Here is a 16,794-nt window from a genome sequence, read left to right as displayed (position 1 = left end):
TCGGCCCGGTCAACTCAGGGCACCCTTATTAGATTCCGGGAACGAATTCCGTCACACTGGTGTTGTGAAAACCGTGGGTTTACCGCACGACGAGGATCGAGGGACCGGTCGCCGCACCGGTGCCGGGCCCGTTGCTGCGCCCGCGCCCCTGGTCGCGGGTGGTGAAGGACATACTCGTGCCGCCGTGGTCCAGCTGCTGCTCGAAGAGGGTCCGATCACCGCGACCGCGATCGGCACCAAGCTCGGCCTGACGCCGGCCGGTGTCCGTAGGCACCTGGACGCACTGATCGAATCCGGTCAGGCGCGGGCCAGTCGCTCGGCGCCGTGGCAGCAGAAGGGTCGCGGCCGCCCCGCCAAGCAATATCAGTTGACGGCCGTGGGCCGGGGACGGCTCGGCCACGCCTACGACGATCTGGCGGGGGCGGCGATTCGCCAGCTCGGTGAGATCGGCGGCGAACAGGCTATTGCCGATTTCGCGCGCGAGCGGGCGCGGACCATCGTCGAGGGCATCGAACCGGTCGCCGAGCACACCCCCGAAACCACCACCGCCAAGGCGGACGAGATCGCCGAGGCCTTCACCGACGCCGGATTCGCCGCGTCCACCCGCAAGGTCGGCGCGGGCGTGCAGATCTGCCAGCACCACTGCCCGGTGGCCCACGTCGCCGAAGAATTCCCGCAGTTGTGCGAGGCCGAACTCGAGGCTTTCCGGGACCTGCTCGGAACCCACGTCCAGCGACTTGCGACGATCGCCAACGGCGACTGCGCGTGCACTACCCATGTGCCGCTGTTCGTTCTCCCTATCACCGATAACGCTTCCCATAAAACCGCTGCACAGCCCGCAGCGGTACGTACGAACGACTCCGGAAGGAGTGCCGAATGACGACGACCACCGACCAGGTGCAACCGCTCACTCAGGAAGAAACCATTGCTTCCCTGGGCAAATACGGTTACGGCTGGGCCGATTCGGATGTGGCCGGTGCCAGTGCGCAACGAGGCCTGTCCGAGGCTGTCGTCCGCGACATCTCGGCCAAGAAGAACGAGTCCGACTGGATGCTCGAGCACCGGCTGAAGGCACTGCGCATCTTCGATCGCAAGCCCATGCCGAACTGGGGCTCGAACCTGGACGGCATCGACTTCGACAACATCAAGTACTTCGTGCGCTCCAGCGAGAAGCAGGCGGAGAGCTGGGAAGACCTGCCCGAGGACATCAAGAACACCTACGACAAGCTGGGCATCCCGGAGGCGGAGAAGCAGCGTCTGGTTGCCGGTGTCGCTGCGCAGTACGAGTCCGAGGTCGTCTACCACTCCATCCGCGAGGATCTGGAGAAGCAGGGCGTCATCTTCCTGGACACCGACACCGGTCTGCGTGAGCACCCGGAGATCTTCGAGCAGTACTTCGGCACGGTCATCCCGGCCGGTGACAACAAATTCTCCGCGCTGAATACCGCCGTGTGGTCGGGTGGTTCGTTCATCTACGTGCCGCCGGGCGTGCACGTCGACATTCCGCTGCAGGCCTACTTCCGGATCAACACCGAGAACATGGGTCAGTTCGAGCGGACGCTGATCATCGTCGACGAGGACGCCTACGTGCACTACGTCGAGGGCTGCACCGCGCCGATCTACAAGTCCGATTCGCTGCACTCCGCGGTGGTCGAGATCATCGTGAAGAAGGGCGGCCGCTGCCGCTACACCACCATCCAGAACTGGTCGAACAACGTCTTCAACCTGGTCACCAAGCGGGCCAAGGCCGAGGCGGGCGCGACCATGGAGTGGGTCGACGGCAACATCGGCTCCAAGGTCACCATGAAGTACCCGGCCGTCTGGATGACCGGTGAGTACGCCCGTGGTGAGGTTCTGTCGGTGGCCTTCGCCGGTCCCGGTCAGCACCAGGACACCGGTGCGAAGATGCTGCACTTGGCGCCGCACACCTCCTCAACCATCATCAGCAAGTCGGTGGCGCGTGGCGGTGGCCGGGCCTCCTACCGCGGCTTGGTGCAGGTGAACAAGGGAGCGCACGGCTCCAAGTCGACCGTGAAATGCGATGCGCTGCTCGTCGATACGATCAGTCGCTCCGACACCTACCCGTACGTCGACATCCGCGAGGACGACGTGACGATGGGCCATGAGGCGACTGTCTCCAAGGTCTCCGAGGACCAGCTGTTCTACCTGATGAGCCGCGGCATGACCGAAGACGAGGCAATGGCGATGGTGGTGCGCGGCTTCGTCGAGCCCATCGCCAAGGAACTGCCTATGGAATACGCACTGGAACTGAACCGGCTCATCGAGCTGCAGATGGAAGGGGCCGTTGGCTGATGGCGACTGGCGTAATTGGAGCGGTCGAGGGCGAGAATCCCACGGCCAAGCCGATTCAGAACCCGGGCGCAGGAGCCGCGACCAACAAGGGTGAGGTCTTCACCTCCTACGACGTGAACGCCTTCGAGGTGCCTACGGGCAAGGACGAGGCGTGGCGGTTCACCCCGCTGCGTCGACTGCGCGGTCTGCACGACGGCACCGCGGTCCGCGACGGCAAGGCCACGGTCGAGGTCTCCTCGGTCGCCGGAGTGAACGTGGAGACGGTGGCGCGCACCGACTCTCGTCTCGGCGCAGCCGGTGTGCCGTCGGATCGTGTCGCCGCCCAGGCATACTCCGGCTTCGAGTCGGCGACGGTCGTGTCGGTCGGTGCGGAGACCGAGGTCGCCGAGGCGGTAGTCGTCACGGTCACAGGTCCAGGCGAGGGCAAGACCGCCTACGGGCACCTGCAGATTCGCCTCGGCAATTTCGCCGTCGCCACAGTGGTCATCGACCAGCGCGGCAGCGGAACCTACGCTGAGAACGTCGAATTCGTGCTGGGTGACAGCGCCAAGCTGACCGTCGTCGCGGTCCAGGACTGGGCCGATGATGCCGTGAACACCACCGCGCACCACGCCGAGCTCGGTCGCGACGCCACCCTGCGGCATATCGCGGTAACACTCGGCGGCGATCTGGTGCGTCTCACCGCGAACGTCCGCTACGACGGTCCGGGCGGCGACGCCGAACTGCTCGGCCTCTACTTCGCCGACGCCGGTCAGCACTTCGAGCAGCGCCTGCTCGTCGACCACGCGGTACCGCACTGCAAGTCCAATGTGCTGTACAAGGGTGCGCTGCAAGGCGATCCGCATTCGCCCAAGGGTGATGCCCGCACGGTGTGGGTCGGTGACGTGCTCATCCGCGCCGCCGCCGAGGGCACCGACACCTTCGAGGTGAACCGCAATCTGGTGCTCACCGACGGCGCGCGTGCCGATTCGGTGCCGAACCTGGAGATCGAGACCGGTGAGATCGTCGGTGCCGGACACGCATCCGCGACCGGTCGTTTCGACGACGAGCAGCTGTTCTACCTGCGTGCTCGCGGTATCCCGGAGGATGCGGCCCGCCGTCTGGTGGTGCGCGGCTTCTTCCACGAGATCATCCAGAAGATCGCGGTCCCCGAGATCCGGGAGCGGCTGGAGTCGGCCATCGAGGCCGAGCTCGCCGCGATCGGCGTCTGATACCCGAACCATCTACCCCCACAAAGGAACTCGAATTCGATGACCACCCTGGAAATCAAGGACCTGCACGTCGAGGTCGCGAACCCGGACGAGTCCGGCGAGCCCATCAAGATCCTCAAGGGCGTGAACCTCACCATCTCCTCCGGTGAGACCCACGCCATCATGGGCCCGAACGGCTCCGGCAAGTCGACCCTGTCGTACGCGATCGCCGGACACCCGAAGTACACGGTGACCTCCGGCTCGATCACCCTCGATGGCGAGGACGTCCTCGCGATGTCCGTCGACGAGCGGGCGCGCGCGGGTCTGTTCCTGGCCATGCAGTACCCGGTCGAGGTGCCTGGTGTCTCGATGTCGAACTTCCTGCGCACCGCCGCCACCGCGGTCCGCGGCGAGGCCCCCAAGCTGCGCACCTGGGTCAAGGAGGTGAAGGAGTCGATGAGCGAGCTGGAAATCGACGCCGCCTTCGCCGAGCGCAGCGTGAACGAGGGTTTCTCCGGCGGTGAGAAGAAGCGCCACGAGATCCTGCAGCTGGGCCTGCTCAAGCCGAAGATCGCCATCCTGGACGAGACCGACTCCGGCCTGGACGTCGACGCGCTGCGCATCGTCTCCGAGGGCGTCAACCGCTACAAGGAGCGCGAGAACGGCGGCGTGCTGCTGATCACGCACTACACCCGCATCCTGCGCTACATCCAGCCCGAATTCGTGCACGTATTCGTCGGCGGTCGCATCGTCGCCGAGGGCGGCGCCGAACTGGCCGAGGAACTCGACGCGAATGGCTACGTCCGCTTCACTCAGAGCTCACCCACCCCGTCGGCTTCGCCGACTGCCGTCCCCGAGTCCGCAACCGCTGGAGCCTGATATGACCGCCACGGTCCGTACCCTCGACGTCGCCCGGATCCGGGCCGACTTCCCGATCCTGAGCCGCACGGTTCGGGACGGGAAACCGTTGGTGTACCTGGACTCCGGCGCGACCTCGCAGCGTCCGCTCGCGGTACTGGACGCGGAACGGCAGTTCCTGACCGAGAGCAATTCGGCGGTGCATCGCGGTGCGCACCAGCTCGCCGAGGAGGCGACCGACGCGTACGAGGGCGCGCGTGCCGATATCGGCCGATTCGTCGGCGTGGACGCGGATGAGATCGTATTCACCAAGAACGCGACCGAATCGCTGAACCTGGTGACCTACTCGTTCGCCGACGACCGGTTCCCGTACCACGTGGGTCCCGGCGACGAGGTCGTCATCACCGAGCTCGAACACCACGCGAATCTCGTGCCGTGGCAGGAACTCGCGCGCCGTACCGGTGCCACTCTGAAGTGGTACGGCATCACCGAGGACGGCCGGATCGATCTCGATTCGCTCGAGTTGTCGCCTGCCACCAAGGTCGTCGCGTTCACCCACCAGTCGAATGTGACCGGTGCGGTCACCGACGTCGCCGAATTGGTGCGTCGGGCAAAGGAAGTCGGCGCGCTCACGGTGCTGGACGCCTGCCAGTCGGTACCGCATACGCCGGTGAACTTCCGTGAGCTGGGTGTCGATTTCGCGGCGTTCTCCGGGCACAAGATGCTCGGACCGTCCGGTGTCGGCGTGCTCTACGGGCGGCGCGCGCTGCTCGAGGAGACCCCGCCGTTCATCACCGGCGGTTCGATGATCGAGACCGTCACCATGGAGGGCAGCACTTACGCGCCGCCGCCACAGCGTTTCGAGGCCGGTGTGCCGATGACCTCGCAGGTGGTCGGATTGGGCGCGGCCGTGCGATATCTCGAACAGATCGGGATGGAAGCCGTTGCGGCACACGAGCACACGCTCACCGGTGCGGCACTGGAGGGACTCGCGGCGATCGCGGGCGTGCGGATCGTCGGACCGACCGAGAATATCGATCGCGGCGCAGCGGTGTCGTTCGTGGTCGAGGGCATCCACGCCCATGACGTCGGGCAGATTCTGGACGACGAGGGCGTCGCCGTGCGCGTGGGCCACCACTGCGCTTGGCCGCTGATGCGTCGTCTCGGCGTGCCGGCCACCGCCCGTGCGTCTTTCGCGGTTTACAACACTCTCGATGAGGTAGACCAGCTGGTAGCCGCGGTGCGGAAGGCCCAGAGCTTCTTCGGAGTTGCATAAGACATGCGCATGGAGCAGATGTACCAGGAAGTGATCCTGGATCACTACAAGCACCCGCATCATCGCGGGCTACGGGAGCCGTTCGGTGCCGAGGTGCACCACGTCAACCCGACCTGCGGTGACGAGGTGACCTTGCGCGTGCAGCTCGACGACAACGGTGACGTCGCCGATGTGTCCTATGACGGCCAGGGCTGTTCGATCAGTCAGGCCGCCACCTCGATCCTCACCGATCAGGTGATCGGTCTGCCGGTGCAGCAGGCGCTGAAGGTGGTCGACTCGTACAACGAGATGATCTCCAGCCGCGGCACCGTCGAGGGCGACGAGGACATGATCGGCGACGGTATCGCGTTGAGCGGAGTGTCCAAGTACCCGGCGCGGGTCAAATGCGCACTGCTCGGCTGGCTGGCGTTCAAGGATGCGGTGATCCGGATAACCTCCGCGCAAGAGGCCAAGCGGACCATGGGCAGCGATATCTCCACGAATGGAAAAACGTCATGAGTGAGACACCGGCCATCGAAACGACCGAGCAGGTTGAACTTTCGGCCGAGGACATCAAACAACTCGAGGACATCGAGGAGGCGATGCGCGACGTAGTCGACCCCGAACTCGGCATCAATGTCGTCGACCTCGGTCTGGTCTACGGCGTGAGCGTCGACCAGGACAATATCGCCACCCTCGATATGACCCTCACCTCCGCGGCCTGCCCGCTGACCGATGTCATCGAGGACCAATCCCGCAACGCACTGGTCCGTTCAGGTCTGGTCGAAGACCTCAAGATCAACTGGGTCTGGATGCCCCCGTGGGGGCCCGACAAGATCACCGAAGACGGTCGAGAGCAACTGCGCGCCTTGGGCTTCACGGTCTAGGACCGCGAATTCGCTGCGGGTCACTATGACATGGCGGCTCTGACGACAGCGTCGATCAGCACTGCTGTTGGAATGGGAAACACCGTGCCGCAGGTGGCTCGGACGTGGCTGGCTGTTTCAGCTGCCCGGCCGGTTCGGTGCTCGATTTCGGACGCGGCTCGACGACAGTCGGTTTCGGGTGCATCCCTTCGGAGATGAGTAACCAGGTCGTGGCGATTATCGCCCCGGCCACCACCGCCGTTGCGAGCAGTTGCGGCAGGCCCGCGATGAGTTTCGTCCCTGTGGCGGCCACGGCGATGAGGCAGCGGCGCGCCGTGGACGCCAGCCGAGGAGCCGTAGCCCGACGCGGATGCGCGGCGGCGGGTGCCTCGGCTGGCTGCGACAATCGCACAGGTCGCGGCTGGGCCATCGTCGGTTGCGACTCAGACGCCGGTGAACGCTGCGGTGCTTGCTCCGAAACCGGCTGCGCCCCAACCATCACCGGAGGTTGGGCCGGTGCCGTTGACAATGACTGCGGCTCACTGTCCGACACTGACCCGGTCTCGGTCCTACGGTGCGGCTCTTCCGCCGATCCAGGTTCCGGCCCAACCGAGGCCAAAGGGTGATGCTGTGGTGCAGCCGTTGCCACAAGAATCGGCGGGGTCGGTTTCGGCAACCAATTCCGCAGGCGCGGCTCTCGGTGCCGACGACCTCGGCGGTCGAGATCACGGCGGGACGGCGGCTTGTCCGACGATTCATCGGACTCGATCCACGACGACCAACTGTCGGTGAATGCCGAGGACAACTGTGGATCCGACTGCGCGTATATCGCGTTCGGATGGTCCACCGGCTGCGACTTTGGCTGCGGCGGCGCGGATGCCAGGGCGTGCGGCTCGATTTCGCGCGATCGTGCCACGCTTTCCGACGGCTCCTCGTCGATCTCGGTCGGCAGCCATGGCGGGAATGGAGTCCTGACCGGTGACCTCTCCGACGACATACGAGGGTCGTCGGGAAGTTCGACGGCGCCGACCCCTACCGACGCATAGGCTTGCACCAGCACCTTCGATGCCGGACGCTCAGGTCGTCCGGTTTGCGACGGAAATCCCTCGGCCACAAGCTCTTCGATCGTGACCACGTGCGAAAGGCCGAGCCCGCCGAGCAGTTCGTATGCCTGCTCCGCAGTCCAGATCAGCTTCCGGTTCGCTGTTCGAAGGAACCAGGCGCGCAACTCCGTCGACGAGCCGAGGACCACGGTACCGCCGGACTTTCGCGATTCGCGCTCCGGTGTGACGGCCGCTTCTCCGGGCGGCACGACCACGATCAGCCGGTCGACGAAGGCATCCGGGTGCTGCTTGCGCACCAGCTGGCTCAGGTCGAATGGATCGCCGTCGCGCAGCGGAGCTGGCTCCGCATCGCTGTCCTGGGCTTCGATCACGACCACGGCGCGCGGAGTGATGACCACCACGTCCGTCTGCCGTGTCGCGTCGCCCGGGTGGCCGTTGTTTCCGTCGGGTATGGGATGCCCCGAAATAGCAAGCCCCACAATGACGTATTGACCGTTCCAAGTCCGTATCCATTCGAGCACGCACTGTTCGGCCCCTTGCATGTCCCGTTTGTTGACAACCAGCATCGAGGGTCACCCTCCGTCTCGCCTGCACAGTCGACCCCCCCAACGGTATTCATCGCAGACGTCGCGCGAGAATCCGAAAGGCACTCAAAGAGCAGGGGTTTGGCGACAAAAGGTGTCACTATATCGGCGCGTCGGCAGGGGCGTCGCGTCAGATCGGGTGCACGCGTCGGGGCGCAACACACCGGCGATATCGATGCAGGTGAGGTGGCGGTAGCGACGCGGCGGTCGTCACATTTCCCGGCCGGGCCTGGTCAAAGCGGTGGCGGGCAGATGTCCGTCGCCGCCGCACTGCGGTGGATGACCTGCGGAAGAGGGAATATATGTCGCAACGCTTGCGGTGGGCGTGGGTACGGACCGGCCTCTACTGGTTTCTCGGATTCGAGTTCTTCGTCGGCTTCGCAACCAAGTGCTGGCCCGGGTCTACGATTTTCGGGCCCGCCTATTCCGAGAAGTTCGCGGAGTGGGGATTTCATCCGAATATGCGGTTCGTGGTCGGTGGGCTGGAGTTGATCGCTGCCGTGCTGCTGGTGCTTCCGCGCCGGGAGAGCAGATTCCTGGGCGCGGCCATTCTGGTGCTGGTGCTGACCGGCGCGGTGACCACACATCTCATCGATGACGCGCCGATCTGGCAGGGCACCTCGGCACCGATTCATCTGGTGATCATGATGGCCGTCGCGCTGGTGAATTGGCCTGCGGACTGGCGAGATGTGGTGCCGCCGTGGGGCCGTACGGCATCGTCGGCGAGAGCTTCTGTGGCGCGGGGAGGTCGCTGACCAACGGATGTCCAGCTCTGGTGATACAAAGATTTGGACAATTAGGATCGAAGCGGTCAGGATTCGAGCCGAAGCTATTTTCGGAACTGGGGAGCGCAACACATGTCACTATCGTCCAAGGCTGCCATGGGTCTGGTGGCCGCGTCCGCGGGTGCGTTCGTCGCAGGCGGGGCCGGGGCCGCGCAGGCGGAGGAGGCCCTCTACGGCTCGCTGGCGATTTCGGTCTCCGCGCGCGGCGATGCGACTCTCGGATGGGCTTACAACTACTCGAACTGGGCGGATTCCGATCGTGCCGCGGTGCAGCAGTGCGGAGTGTCTGGTTGCCATGTCATCGTGCAATTCGCCAATGCGTGCGCGGCCGTGGCCCGCAATGGCGATGATCACCTGGGCTGGGCCTGGGCGCCGACACGTGCCGAGGCCGAGCAACAGGCGATCGCCAATGCCGGGCCGACCGCACCGCCGCCGCTGCTGAACTTCGGCAGCTCGGCGCCGCGCGAACCGCGCATTGTCGATTCGCAGTGCACCGCGAACGCGAGCTGACGAAAAACCGAATGCGTTCTCGACGCGATCCGCGTCGAGAACGCATTCGGTTGCGCCCGCGCCGAGGGATCAGCGGCGCAGCACTTTTCGGGCAATGATATTGCCCAGGAACTGAATCCCCTGCACACCGACGATAATGATCAACGTCGCGACCAGGGTGACCTGCCAGTCGAAGCGCTGATATCCGTAGACCAGCGCGAAATCACCGAGCCCACCGCCGCCGACGGTGCCCGCCATGGCGGACATATCGACGATGGCGATCACCACGAAGGTGTAGCCGAGCACCAAGGGCCCCAGAGCTTCCGGGATCAGCAGCGTCAGAATGATCCGCAGCGGGCCGGCGCCGACGGCCCTGGCCGCCTCGATCACGCCCGGATCCACGGTGACCAGATTCTGCTCCACGATGCGGGCGATACCGAAGGATGCCGCCACGATCATGACGAAGGCCGCGGCCTCTGTACCGATCGTCGTCCCGACCACTTCGAGGGTGACGGGGCCGAGCGCCGCCAGCAGGATGATGAACGGAATCGGCCGGACCACATTCACCAACACATTGAGCAGCACATTGATCGGCGCATTCGCCAGCAGTCCGCCCTTGCGAGTGGTGTACAGGGCGGTGCCGAGCAACAGCCCGATCAATCCGCCGACGACGAAGGTGAGCAGCACCAGATAGATGGTGGTGCCGATGGCCTCGGTCAGTACCGGCCGGAGTTTGTCCCAATCCGTATGCACGAGTTCCCCTCTCAGCCGACCCGGTGACCGAGCGCTTCGATCACCTTGTCCACATCGTCATCCGAACCGTGCAATGCCAGCGTCACGCTGCCGAATGTCTTGTCCTGCAACGTACTCACCCCGCCATACACCACCTCGAACTCGACACCCGCATGCGCGGCCGCGGCCAGCGCGGCACCGATGCCGCGCTTGTCATCGATATCCACGGTGACCAACCGACCACCGTGCAGCTCACCGAGTCGTCGCAGTTCCTCGGCATCGGGCCGATTGTGTAGCACGGTCTCGACGAAAGACTGCGTCGGCGCCGCCTGCGGGGTCGCGAAAACCTCGAAGGTGCTGGCCAATTCGACGATCTTGCCTTCTGCCAGTACCGCAACGCGATCGGCCACCGCGCGAATCACATCCATCTCGTGTGTAATCACCACAATGGTGACGCCGAGTTCGCGATTGATCTTCTTCAGCAGTCGCAGCACCTCACCTGTGGTCTCCGGGTCCAGCGCCGAGGTCGATTCGTCGGCGAGCAGCAATGACGGCGAGGTCGCCAGCGCTCGGGCGATGCCGACCCGCTGCTTCTGACCGCCCGAGAGCTGCTCAGGATAGCTGCGGGCCTTATCGGCGAGCCCGACGAACTCCAGCAACTCCTCGACCCGTGCCTTGCGTTGGGCGCGCCTCCAGCCCGCGACCTTCAGCGGATACTCGATATTGCCTGCGGCCGTGCGCGATCGGAACAGGTTGAACTGTTGGAACACCATGCCGATATCCCGGCGGATGCGGCGGACCTCGGCCTCCCGCACACCCGTGATGGGCGTACCGGAGACCTCGATAGTGCCGGTGGTCGGCTTTTCCAGCGCGTTGATCAGCCGGACCAGCGTGCTCTTGCCCGCGCCGGAATAACCGATCACACCGAAGATTTCGCCCTGCTCGATACGCAGCTCGATATCGTCGAGAGCGACCTGCTTATCCGTGCCCTTGCCGAAAACCTTCGTGACCGAGCGGAATTCGACCGCAGGAACCTTCTGCTCGCTCACTTGCCGTCTTTGATGGTCTGCTGCACCCTCGCCAGGATCTGCTCCAGCTCGGGACCGCTGCGCTTTACTTCGACCGCGGTGTTCTTGGTGACCTCGGCGTGCGCCTGCTGCACGTCCGGATCGTGCCAGAGCTCGGCCACCTTCTGGTACAGCTCGTTGTTCTTGTCCTCGGCTCTGGACACCACGACATTGATGTACGGCTCGGCCGCCGGATTCTTCGGATCATCCTTGTAGAGCGCCGAATTGGGATCGATGCCGGAGCGATCGAGGAAGGTGTTGTTGATGATCGATCCGTCGACCGAGGCCAGCGAGAGCGCGGTCTGCGCCGCGTCGACCGGGGTCACTTCGACCTTGGATGCAGCCTTATCGATATCGGCGGGCGTCGGCGCCTTGCTGGTGCCCGAGAGTTTCAGCAAACCGGCAGCTTGCAGCACGAACAGCGCCCGCGCCTGATTGGTCGGATCGTTCGGGATCGCGATCTGGGCGCCCTGCGGCAGATTCGCGAGCGACTTGTGCTTCTTGGAGTAGAGCCCGAGCGGAACGATGTAGGTCGAGGCGATCGGGGTCAGGGTGTCGTTATTGGCGACGTTGTAGGCGCCGAGGAACTGCAGATGCTGGAACAGATTGAGATCGATCTGCTTTTGCGACAGTGCGAGATCGGGCTGCTTGTAATCGGAGAAGTTGGTGATCCGCAGGGTGATGCCCTGCGCCTTCGCCTTCTCCTCGAAGACGTCCCAGGCGTGGTCCTTGTCGGTGGTGCCGATGCGCACTACGTTGTCGGAGGAAGCCTTATCGTTGCTGCCGCACGCCGTCAGGGTGAGGGCCGCGGTGGCTACCAGGACCGGGATCGCCAGTACCCGATGGAATTTCACTCGTGCTCCCGAATGCTTTGTCGCAATATGAACCCGATAATCCAAGCGATGCGTCCGAGGGGCGGACAACGGTTTGGATTGTGCTGAGCGAAACTCTGGCAATCAGTTGGACGAGCGTCTAGGTTGCCTGCAATGCGATTGCTGCGCCGTGTTCTGGTGATTCCCCTGCTCCTTGCCCTGGCTGTCGGCGGGGTCGCGTGTGGTCGGGAGCACCGTGAGGATGTGGTGCGCATCGGTGTGAACGACATCTCGCTGCCGCATTGGGATGTCTACAAGAAGAAGGCCGCCGAACAGGGCATCGCTGTCGAATTCGTCAACTTCACCGACTACAACCAGCCGAATCCCGCACTGGCACAACGTCGCATCGATCTCAACAAGTTCCAGCACGTGCGGTATCTGGCCAACTACAACGTCCGCAATAACGACACCCTGGTGCCGATCGGCGCGACCGAGATCTACCCGCTCACGCTTTACTCGCGCAAGCACAAGTCGGTGGCGGAGATACCCAAGGGCGGTCAGATTACCCTGAGCAACAACCCCGCGAACCAGGTCCGTCCGCTGCTCGGCTTGGCCGCCGCCGGACTGATCGTGCTGAAGGGCGGTGCGAGCTGGGATTCGAAGATCGAGGATGTGGACACCGACGCATCGCGGGTGACGCTGAAGACCATCGATCCGACACTGACCGCACAATCACTGGAGAGTGTCGACGCCGCATTCGTCGATGACACCTTCGCACGCCCCGCAGGTCTCACCAAGAACGAGACGATCTTCACCGACGATCCCGAACGTCCGGAGCTCCGGCAGTACATCAATATCTTCGCCGCCCGCGCCGAAGACAGGGACAACCCGAAACTACTTGCGCTGGTAAAGCTTTACCACGATCCCGCGGTGGAGGCGGCCATTCGGGCGGAGGCCGGATTCCAGGGCATCTTCAAGACGAATGACGCGGCCGATCTGCAAGCCACGCTGGCGGAGTTGGAGACCGAATTCCGCAAGTGAGTGGCGCGCTCACTCCGGGAGATGTTCGGTGCTTGCCGCGGCGAGGGCGCGTGCCGCCTCGCGTGTGGCATTGGTATTGGGTTGCAGGGCACGAGAACCGGCGAGTTTCGTGCGCAGGTGCTCGGCGACGGTGATCGGGGCGTATTTGCTGCCCACGCCGAGGCAGGAGGGAAGCGTTTCGATGACGGCGTCCGGATTCCCGTCATGGAAAAAGGCTGCGCTGCGACGTCTTTGGATGGTGCCATCGGTGATCGGCGGCATGACGCGATGCAGAGTGGACAGCCAGCGTTCGTTGGTCCAACGCGCCATCACATCGCCGAGGTTGACCAGCAGGGCATTGTCGGCGGGTTGTACATCGTGCCAACGGTTATCGGCGCCGACGACCTGAAGGCCGGGGACCTGATCCGCCCACAAGACGGTGACGATGCCGTAGTCGGTGTGTTCGCCCATGCCGGTGAGTTCGCCGTCGAGATCGACGGTGCCCGGCGGCAGCGCATAGTTGTTCATCCGCAGGACGTCGAGGGAATGGTCGGTGAATCGGGTGAAGTAGCCCGGGGGCAATTCGAGGGCGTCGGCGAAGATGGTGGTGAGGGTTCGCGCGATGCGGGCAGCGTGCGCGAAGTAGGTCTCCACGGGTGCACGCAAGCCTGGAACCTCTGCCGGCCAGAGGTTTTCGGCGTAGTCGCTCGCGGACAACTCGACCCCCGGATAGGCGGCCGCGGGGATGCCCACATTGAATGCCTCGAAGTAATCGTTCATGCGGGTGGCGGATGTGACGCCGAGGCTCAGGCTGAGGCTTTCGCTCTTGGGTGGTGAGTAGCCGCGATTGATTTCGGGCGGTGTGCGATAGCCCTGTTTTATCGCTGGGTCGAGGTCGAAGAAGTTGTCGATTGCGGCTGCGAAGTTGTCCAGCACCGGCTGCGGGATGGCGTGGCCGGTGATCTGCATGAAGCCGACCGTACTTGCGGCGTCGTCGATTCCGCGGGCGACGGCCCGGCGTTCGGCTGCGGAGCCATCGCCGACGTAGGAGGAGATATCGATGACCGGCACTCGGAATTCCACGACGGAGTCCTTCCCCTCGACAACATGTTAATGATAAGCGACAGCAATCAGAATCTGCTATCCATATGTCGTGAACGTTCACCAGCGTCACGGTCAGGTTAAGCCCGGACCGCCGCCCGCATCGGCGATCGGGCAGACTTCCGCTGTGCCGGAAACCGCAGTCCCCGACGAATCGAGTCTGGCCGCGCTGGTCGGCGGTGTGGTGCGGGCGCTGCGGGAGAAGTCCGGACTGTCGATGCGAGATCTGGCCAAGCGGGCCGGTATCAGTCAGCCGTTCCTGAGCCAGATCGAGCGCGGCGTCAGCGCGCCATCGATGATCAGCACGTACCGGCTGGCCGCGGCGCTCGGCGTCGCCCCGGGCGATCTGCTGCCCGCACCCGAATCGGAGCGAGTCCGAGTCGTGCGCGCCGACGAAGGTACGTTGATCCCGGTCGCCGATCGCCCCGATGCCGCCGTCGGCCGGGCGCTGAATATGCGGCCGAACAGTCCGCTCGAGGTCATCGAATACCGGATCGAACCCGGTCAGCACATCGGCGAATGGTTCGAATCGACCGGCGTGAGCAGCCTCTATGTCATCTCAGGCGCGATCGAGGTGGAAATTGTCGGCGCGGGTCGATTCCGGCTCGGCGCACGAGACTTCATCACCTTCCCGGCGACCATGCGCGACCGCTGGCATCGGGTCGACGATGAGCCCGCCGAGGTTCTGCTGGTCATCGTCCATCCATCCTGATTTCGCGGCCCGATTCGGCAGCGCGAGCGGGCCACAGCGGCGATGATTTCCGGGTGGACGACATCACGTATCAGGACACCCGGCTCGCGCTGCACGCGGTGGGGGAGTTGTTGATCGCGGGCCCACAATATCGGCGGTTCGGGACCATCCGACTACGGGTGGTGCACGGTGGTTTCGGTGGTGCGCAGTGGCCGGTGTCGGTGGTCGGCACCGATCTGGTGTGGCCGGAAGGTCGGGTCGCGCTCGTGGGTACCTTCGACAAGGTCGCCGCCGCCGCGGGCTTCCAACCCGAGGCACCGGCCGATGTCTACACCGACACCACCGGAGTCGACCCCGGCGACCAGCTCGCAGTCGATCCGCAGGCCGCGAGCATCATCGCGGACTGGTTCGCGCTCGGGGATTCGACGCTGCGCTGCACGGCGCCCGATGTCATCCCGGTGCTGTGGCCGGAGCATTTCGATCTGTCCAGCACCGTCAATGAGGTCAATTACGGTGTGTCACCGGGAGATTCGGCGCATCCGGAACCGTACGCCTATGTCGGCCCATGGGCGCCGCGCACCGGCGAATTCTGGAATGCCCCGTTCGGCGCGCTGCGCTCGCGCGAGGAGGTGAACAACGCCGCCGCCCTCCTCGACTTCTTCGAAGAAGGTAAAGCGCGGGCCGCCGAGTCCTGAAGATCACCTGGGGAGTGCGTGCAGGTAGGCGCTGGTGGTCCGATCGGCAGGAAAGTAGGACTCGATGGCGATCTCGTCGAGCGTCACATCGAAGGCCGCACCGAAGCGCATGATCGTATTGAACAGCGACAGCTGTGTGCCGCGGTGCTCGAGCTGGATCGACAGTGCGACCTCGGATGGATCGACCTGCGGGAGAACGGCTTCGGATGCGAACGCACTCAGTTCCATATGCAGCGCGGCCAATTCGGGATCGCCGGACAGCTCCGCCTGCCGCGCGAGTCGTGGCAGCAGGAACCCACGCAGCTGCTCGATATTCCGCACGCGCGGCGCGAACCCCTTGGGATGCAGACCGATTCGCATCATGTTGATGGGTGGCTCCAGCAGTTCCGCGGCCACCCCCTCGAAGAACACTTCCGCTGCCCTATTGGCGAACAACAGATTCCACTGTCGATCGATGGCCAGCGCCGGAAACGGTTCGTGGGCATCGAGTACCCGCCGGACCGCGGCGCGCGCCTGCGCAAGATCCGGATCGTCGAGTGCGCGATGCCGGTACGTCGGCGCATACCCGGCCGCGACCAGCAGCCGATTGCGTTCGCGTAACGGGATGTCCAGATGGTGGGCGAACCGCTCGACCATCGCCGGACTCGGAACGGTGCGCCCGGTCTCGACGAAACTCACATGCCGCGTCGAAATGCCCGATTGCACGGACAATTCGAGCTGACTGAGCCTGCGCCGCAGCCGCCACTCGCGCAGCATCGCCCCGACGAGATGTTCGCTATCCACCCGGCCAGTATCACCACGCCGCGTGGGGCGCCGCCATTACATGCCTGGTAATCGACAGGCGTACCACGCTCTTGCGACGGTTACCGGCATGACGAACAACCTGGCAATCCGCAACAAGGATCTCGTACTGCACGGCTTGGCCGAGTTCAGTCGGGGCAATGTCGAGATACTGCGAAACCTGTTGCACGAGAACTTTATCGAGCACAGTCCTGGTAATCCGTCCGGCCGCGACGCCTTCGTCGAGTTCATCGCGAACGCGCCGGTGGCCGCCGCCCGACTCGATATCAAACGGGTCATCACCGATGACGAATACGCCGTCGTGCACTACCACATGATCGCCCCAGACGATGCCCGCGGCGTGGCGGTGGTGGATATCTGGCGGCTGGTCGACGGCGTGATCACCGAGCACTGGGATGTCGTACAGCCGGTGCCCGACGCTGATCAACTCCCGCACGGCATGTTCTGATCCGGCCCAGCGGGCGTCGCACT

Annotated in this window: 19 protein-coding genes; 13 read left to right on the top strand and 6 right to left on the bottom strand. The window is 64.4% G+C overall.

Annotated features, from left to right (window positions below; genetic code table 11):
• Positions 1-64 precede the first annotated feature (64 nt).
• From ACIBJI_RS05800 to ACIBJI_RS05770, 7 genes are read left to right on the top strand one after another with little or no spacing between them, the layout of a single operon-like run.
• Positions 65-880, top strand: a complete 816-nt coding sequence (locus ACIBJI_RS05800; RefSeq protein WP_396955100.1) for a helix-turn-helix transcriptional regulator — start codon at positions 65-67, stop codon at positions 878-880.
• Positions 877-2,313 carry a Fe-S cluster assembly protein SufB gene (sufB, locus tag ACIBJI_RS05795; protein WP_364340351.1) on the top strand — a complete coding sequence of 479 codons (1,437 nt, stop codon included), beginning with the start codon at positions 877-879 and terminating at the stop codon, positions 2,311-2,313. The genes ACIBJI_RS05800 and sufB overlap by 4 nt, the downstream gene beginning before the upstream one ends.
• Positions 2,313-3,524 (top strand): Fe-S cluster assembly protein SufD, encoded by a 1,212-nt coding sequence (gene sufD, locus ACIBJI_RS05790; protein WP_364340353.1) that lies wholly within the window; start codon positions 2,313-2,315, stop codon positions 3,522-3,524. Before sufB ends, sufD begins: the two co-directional genes overlap by 1 nt.
• A gap of 39 nt (positions 3,525-3,563) precedes the next feature.
• The gene (gene sufC, locus ACIBJI_RS05785) at positions 3,564-4,382 is read left to right on the top strand and encodes a Fe-S cluster assembly ATPase SufC (RefSeq protein WP_397083200.1); all 819 of its coding nucleotides are present in this window, start codon (positions 3,564-3,566) and stop codon (positions 4,380-4,382) included.
• A gap of 1 nt (position 4,383) precedes the next feature.
• Positions 4,384-5,637, top strand: a complete 1,254-nt coding sequence (locus ACIBJI_RS05780) for a cysteine desulfurase (RefSeq protein WP_364340357.1) — start codon at positions 4,384-4,386, stop codon at positions 5,635-5,637.
• A gap of 3 nt (positions 5,638-5,640) precedes the next feature.
• Positions 5,641-6,135 (top strand): Fe-S cluster assembly sulfur transfer protein SufU, encoded by a 495-nt coding sequence (gene sufU / locus ACIBJI_RS05775; protein WP_364340359.1) that lies wholly within the window; start codon positions 5,641-5,643, stop codon positions 6,133-6,135.
• Positions 6,132-6,503 carry a metal-sulfur cluster assembly factor gene (locus ACIBJI_RS05770; protein ID WP_364340361.1) on the top strand — a complete coding sequence of 124 codons (372 nt, stop codon included), beginning with the start codon at positions 6,132-6,134 and terminating at the stop codon, positions 6,501-6,503. The genes sufU and ACIBJI_RS05770 overlap by 4 nt, the downstream gene beginning before the upstream one ends.
• Before the next feature lie 55 nt (positions 6,504-6,558).
• Here the strand turns inward: ACIBJI_RS05770 and ACIBJI_RS05765 are convergent, their stop codons facing one another.
• Positions 6,559-8,112, bottom strand: a complete 1,554-nt coding sequence (locus ACIBJI_RS05765; RefSeq protein WP_364340363.1) for a hypothetical protein — start codon at positions 8,110-8,112, stop codon at positions 6,559-6,561.
• Between the two features lie 320 nt (positions 8,113-8,432).
• Between ACIBJI_RS05765 and ACIBJI_RS05760 the strand changes: the two genes are divergently transcribed.
• Entirely contained in the window at positions 8,433-8,885 is a 453-nt protein-coding gene (locus ACIBJI_RS05760) for a DoxX family protein (protein WP_364340365.1), read from the top strand.
• Between the two features lie 102 nt (positions 8,886-8,987).
• Complete coding sequence (locus ACIBJI_RS05755) at positions 8,988-9,425, top strand: DUF4189 domain-containing protein (RefSeq protein ID WP_364340367.1); 438 nt, start codon at positions 8,988-8,990, stop codon at positions 9,423-9,425.
• Between the two features lie 69 nt (positions 9,426-9,494).
• Here the strand turns inward: ACIBJI_RS05755 and ACIBJI_RS05750 are convergent, their stop codons facing one another.
• From ACIBJI_RS05750 to ACIBJI_RS05740, 3 genes are read right to left on the bottom strand one after another with little or no spacing between them, the layout of a single operon-like run.
• Positions 9,495-10,157: a methionine ABC transporter permease gene (locus ACIBJI_RS05750; RefSeq protein ID WP_364340369.1), complete on the bottom strand. Its 663-nt coding sequence runs from the start codon at positions 10,155-10,157 to the stop codon at positions 9,495-9,497.
• Between the two features lie 11 nt (positions 10,158-10,168).
• Positions 10,169-11,185 carry a methionine ABC transporter ATP-binding protein gene (locus tag ACIBJI_RS05745; RefSeq protein ID WP_364340371.1) on the bottom strand — a complete coding sequence of 339 codons (1,017 nt, stop codon included), beginning with the start codon at positions 11,183-11,185 and terminating at the stop codon, positions 10,169-10,171.
• The gene (locus tag ACIBJI_RS05740) at positions 11,182-12,057 is read right to left on the bottom strand and encodes a MetQ/NlpA family ABC transporter substrate-binding protein (protein WP_396955103.1); all 876 of its coding nucleotides are present in this window, start codon (positions 12,055-12,057) and stop codon (positions 11,182-11,184) included. Before ACIBJI_RS05740 ends, ACIBJI_RS05745 begins: the two co-directional genes overlap by 4 nt.
• A 132-nt stretch (positions 12,058-12,189) precedes the next feature.
• Here ACIBJI_RS05740 and ACIBJI_RS05735 point away from each other — a divergent pair, with 132 nt between their 5' ends.
• Complete coding sequence (locus ACIBJI_RS05735; protein WP_364340374.1) at positions 12,190-13,056, top strand: MetQ/NlpA family ABC transporter substrate-binding protein; 867 nt, start codon at positions 12,190-12,192, stop codon at positions 13,054-13,056.
• Between the two features lie 9 nt (positions 13,057-13,065).
• On the opposite strand, the gene ACIBJI_RS05730 is transcribed toward ACIBJI_RS05735, so the two are convergent.
• The gene (locus tag ACIBJI_RS05730) at positions 13,066-14,118 is read right to left on the bottom strand and encodes an isopenicillin N synthase family dioxygenase (protein ID WP_397083197.1); all 1,053 of its coding nucleotides are present in this window, start codon (positions 14,116-14,118) and stop codon (positions 13,066-13,068) included.
• A 145-nt stretch (positions 14,119-14,263) separates the two neighbouring features.
• Here ACIBJI_RS05730 and ACIBJI_RS05725 point away from each other — a divergent pair, with 145 nt between their 5' ends.
• Both ACIBJI_RS05725 and ACIBJI_RS05720 read left to right on the top strand, forming a co-directional pair.
• Entirely contained in the window at positions 14,264-14,848 is a 585-nt protein-coding gene (locus tag ACIBJI_RS05725; protein WP_396955105.1) for a helix-turn-helix domain-containing protein, read from the top strand.
• Positions 14,849-14,901: 53 nt separating this feature from the next.
• Positions 14,902-15,522 carry a hypothetical protein gene (locus ACIBJI_RS05720; protein ID WP_396955106.1) on the top strand — a complete coding sequence of 207 codons (621 nt, stop codon included), beginning with the start codon at positions 14,902-14,904 and terminating at the stop codon, positions 15,520-15,522.
• Between the two features lie 3 nt (positions 15,523-15,525).
• Here ACIBJI_RS05720 and ACIBJI_RS05715 read toward each other — a convergent pair whose 3' ends face one another.
• Positions 15,526-16,305, bottom strand: a complete 780-nt coding sequence (locus ACIBJI_RS05715) for a helix-turn-helix domain-containing protein (RefSeq protein WP_397083195.1) — start codon at positions 16,303-16,305, stop codon at positions 15,526-15,528.
• 88 nt (positions 16,306-16,393) lie between these two features.
• On the opposite strand from ACIBJI_RS05715, the gene ACIBJI_RS05710 reads away from it, so the two are divergent.
• Positions 16,394-16,771, top strand: a complete 378-nt coding sequence (locus tag ACIBJI_RS05710) for a nuclear transport factor 2 family protein (RefSeq protein ID WP_364340388.1) — start codon at positions 16,394-16,396, stop codon at positions 16,769-16,771.
• Positions 16,772-16,794 lie beyond the last annotated feature (23 nt).

The organism is Nocardia sp. NPDC050408, assembly GCF_044458905.1.
Classification (GTDB): Bacteria; Actinomycetota; Actinomycetes; order Mycobacteriales; family Mycobacteriaceae; genus Nocardia.
Note: the sequence above shows the minus strand (reverse complement) of the source record. Positions and strands in the feature narration are given on the sequence as shown.

Bases quoted from the DNA above. Each gene is read 5' to 3' on its own strand.
- ACIBJI_RS05780 (WP_364340357.1), top strand. From the start codon at position 4,384: ATGACCGCCACGGTCCGTACCCTCGACGTCGCCCGGATCCGGGCCGAC.
- sufU (WP_364340359.1), top strand. From the start codon at position 5,641: ATGCGCATGGAGCAGATGTACCAGGAAGTGATCCTGGATCACTACAAG.
- sufD (WP_364340353.1), top strand. From the start codon at position 2,313: ATGGCGACTGGCGTAATTGGAGCGGTCGAGGGCGAGAATCCCACGGCC.
- ACIBJI_RS05755 (WP_364340367.1), top strand. From the start codon at position 8,988: ATGTCACTATCGTCCAAGGCTGCCATGGGTCTGGTGGCCGCGTCCGCG.
- sufB (WP_364340351.1), top strand. From the start codon at position 877: ATGACGACGACCACCGACCAGGTGCAACCGCTCACTCAGGAAGAAACC.
- ACIBJI_RS05770 (WP_364340361.1), top strand. From the start codon at position 6,132: ATGAGTGAGACACCGGCCATCGAAACGACCGAGCAGGTTGAACTTTCG.
- ACIBJI_RS05760 (WP_364340365.1), top strand. From the start codon at position 8,433: ATGTCGCAACGCTTGCGGTGGGCGTGGGTACGGACCGGCCTCTACTGG.
- ACIBJI_RS05735 (WP_364340374.1), top strand. From the start codon at position 12,190: ATGCGATTGCTGCGCCGTGTTCTGGTGATTCCCCTGCTCCTTGCCCTG.
- ACIBJI_RS05765 (WP_364340363.1), bottom strand. From the start codon at position 8,112: ATGCTGGTTGTCAACAAACGGGACATGCAAGGGGCCGAACAGTGCGTG.
- sufC (WP_397083200.1), top strand. From the start codon at position 3,564: ATGACCACCCTGGAAATCAAGGACCTGCACGTCGAGGTCGCGAACCCG.
- ACIBJI_RS05710 (WP_364340388.1), top strand. From the start codon at position 16,394: ATGACGAACAACCTGGCAATCCGCAACAAGGATCTCGTACTGCACGGC.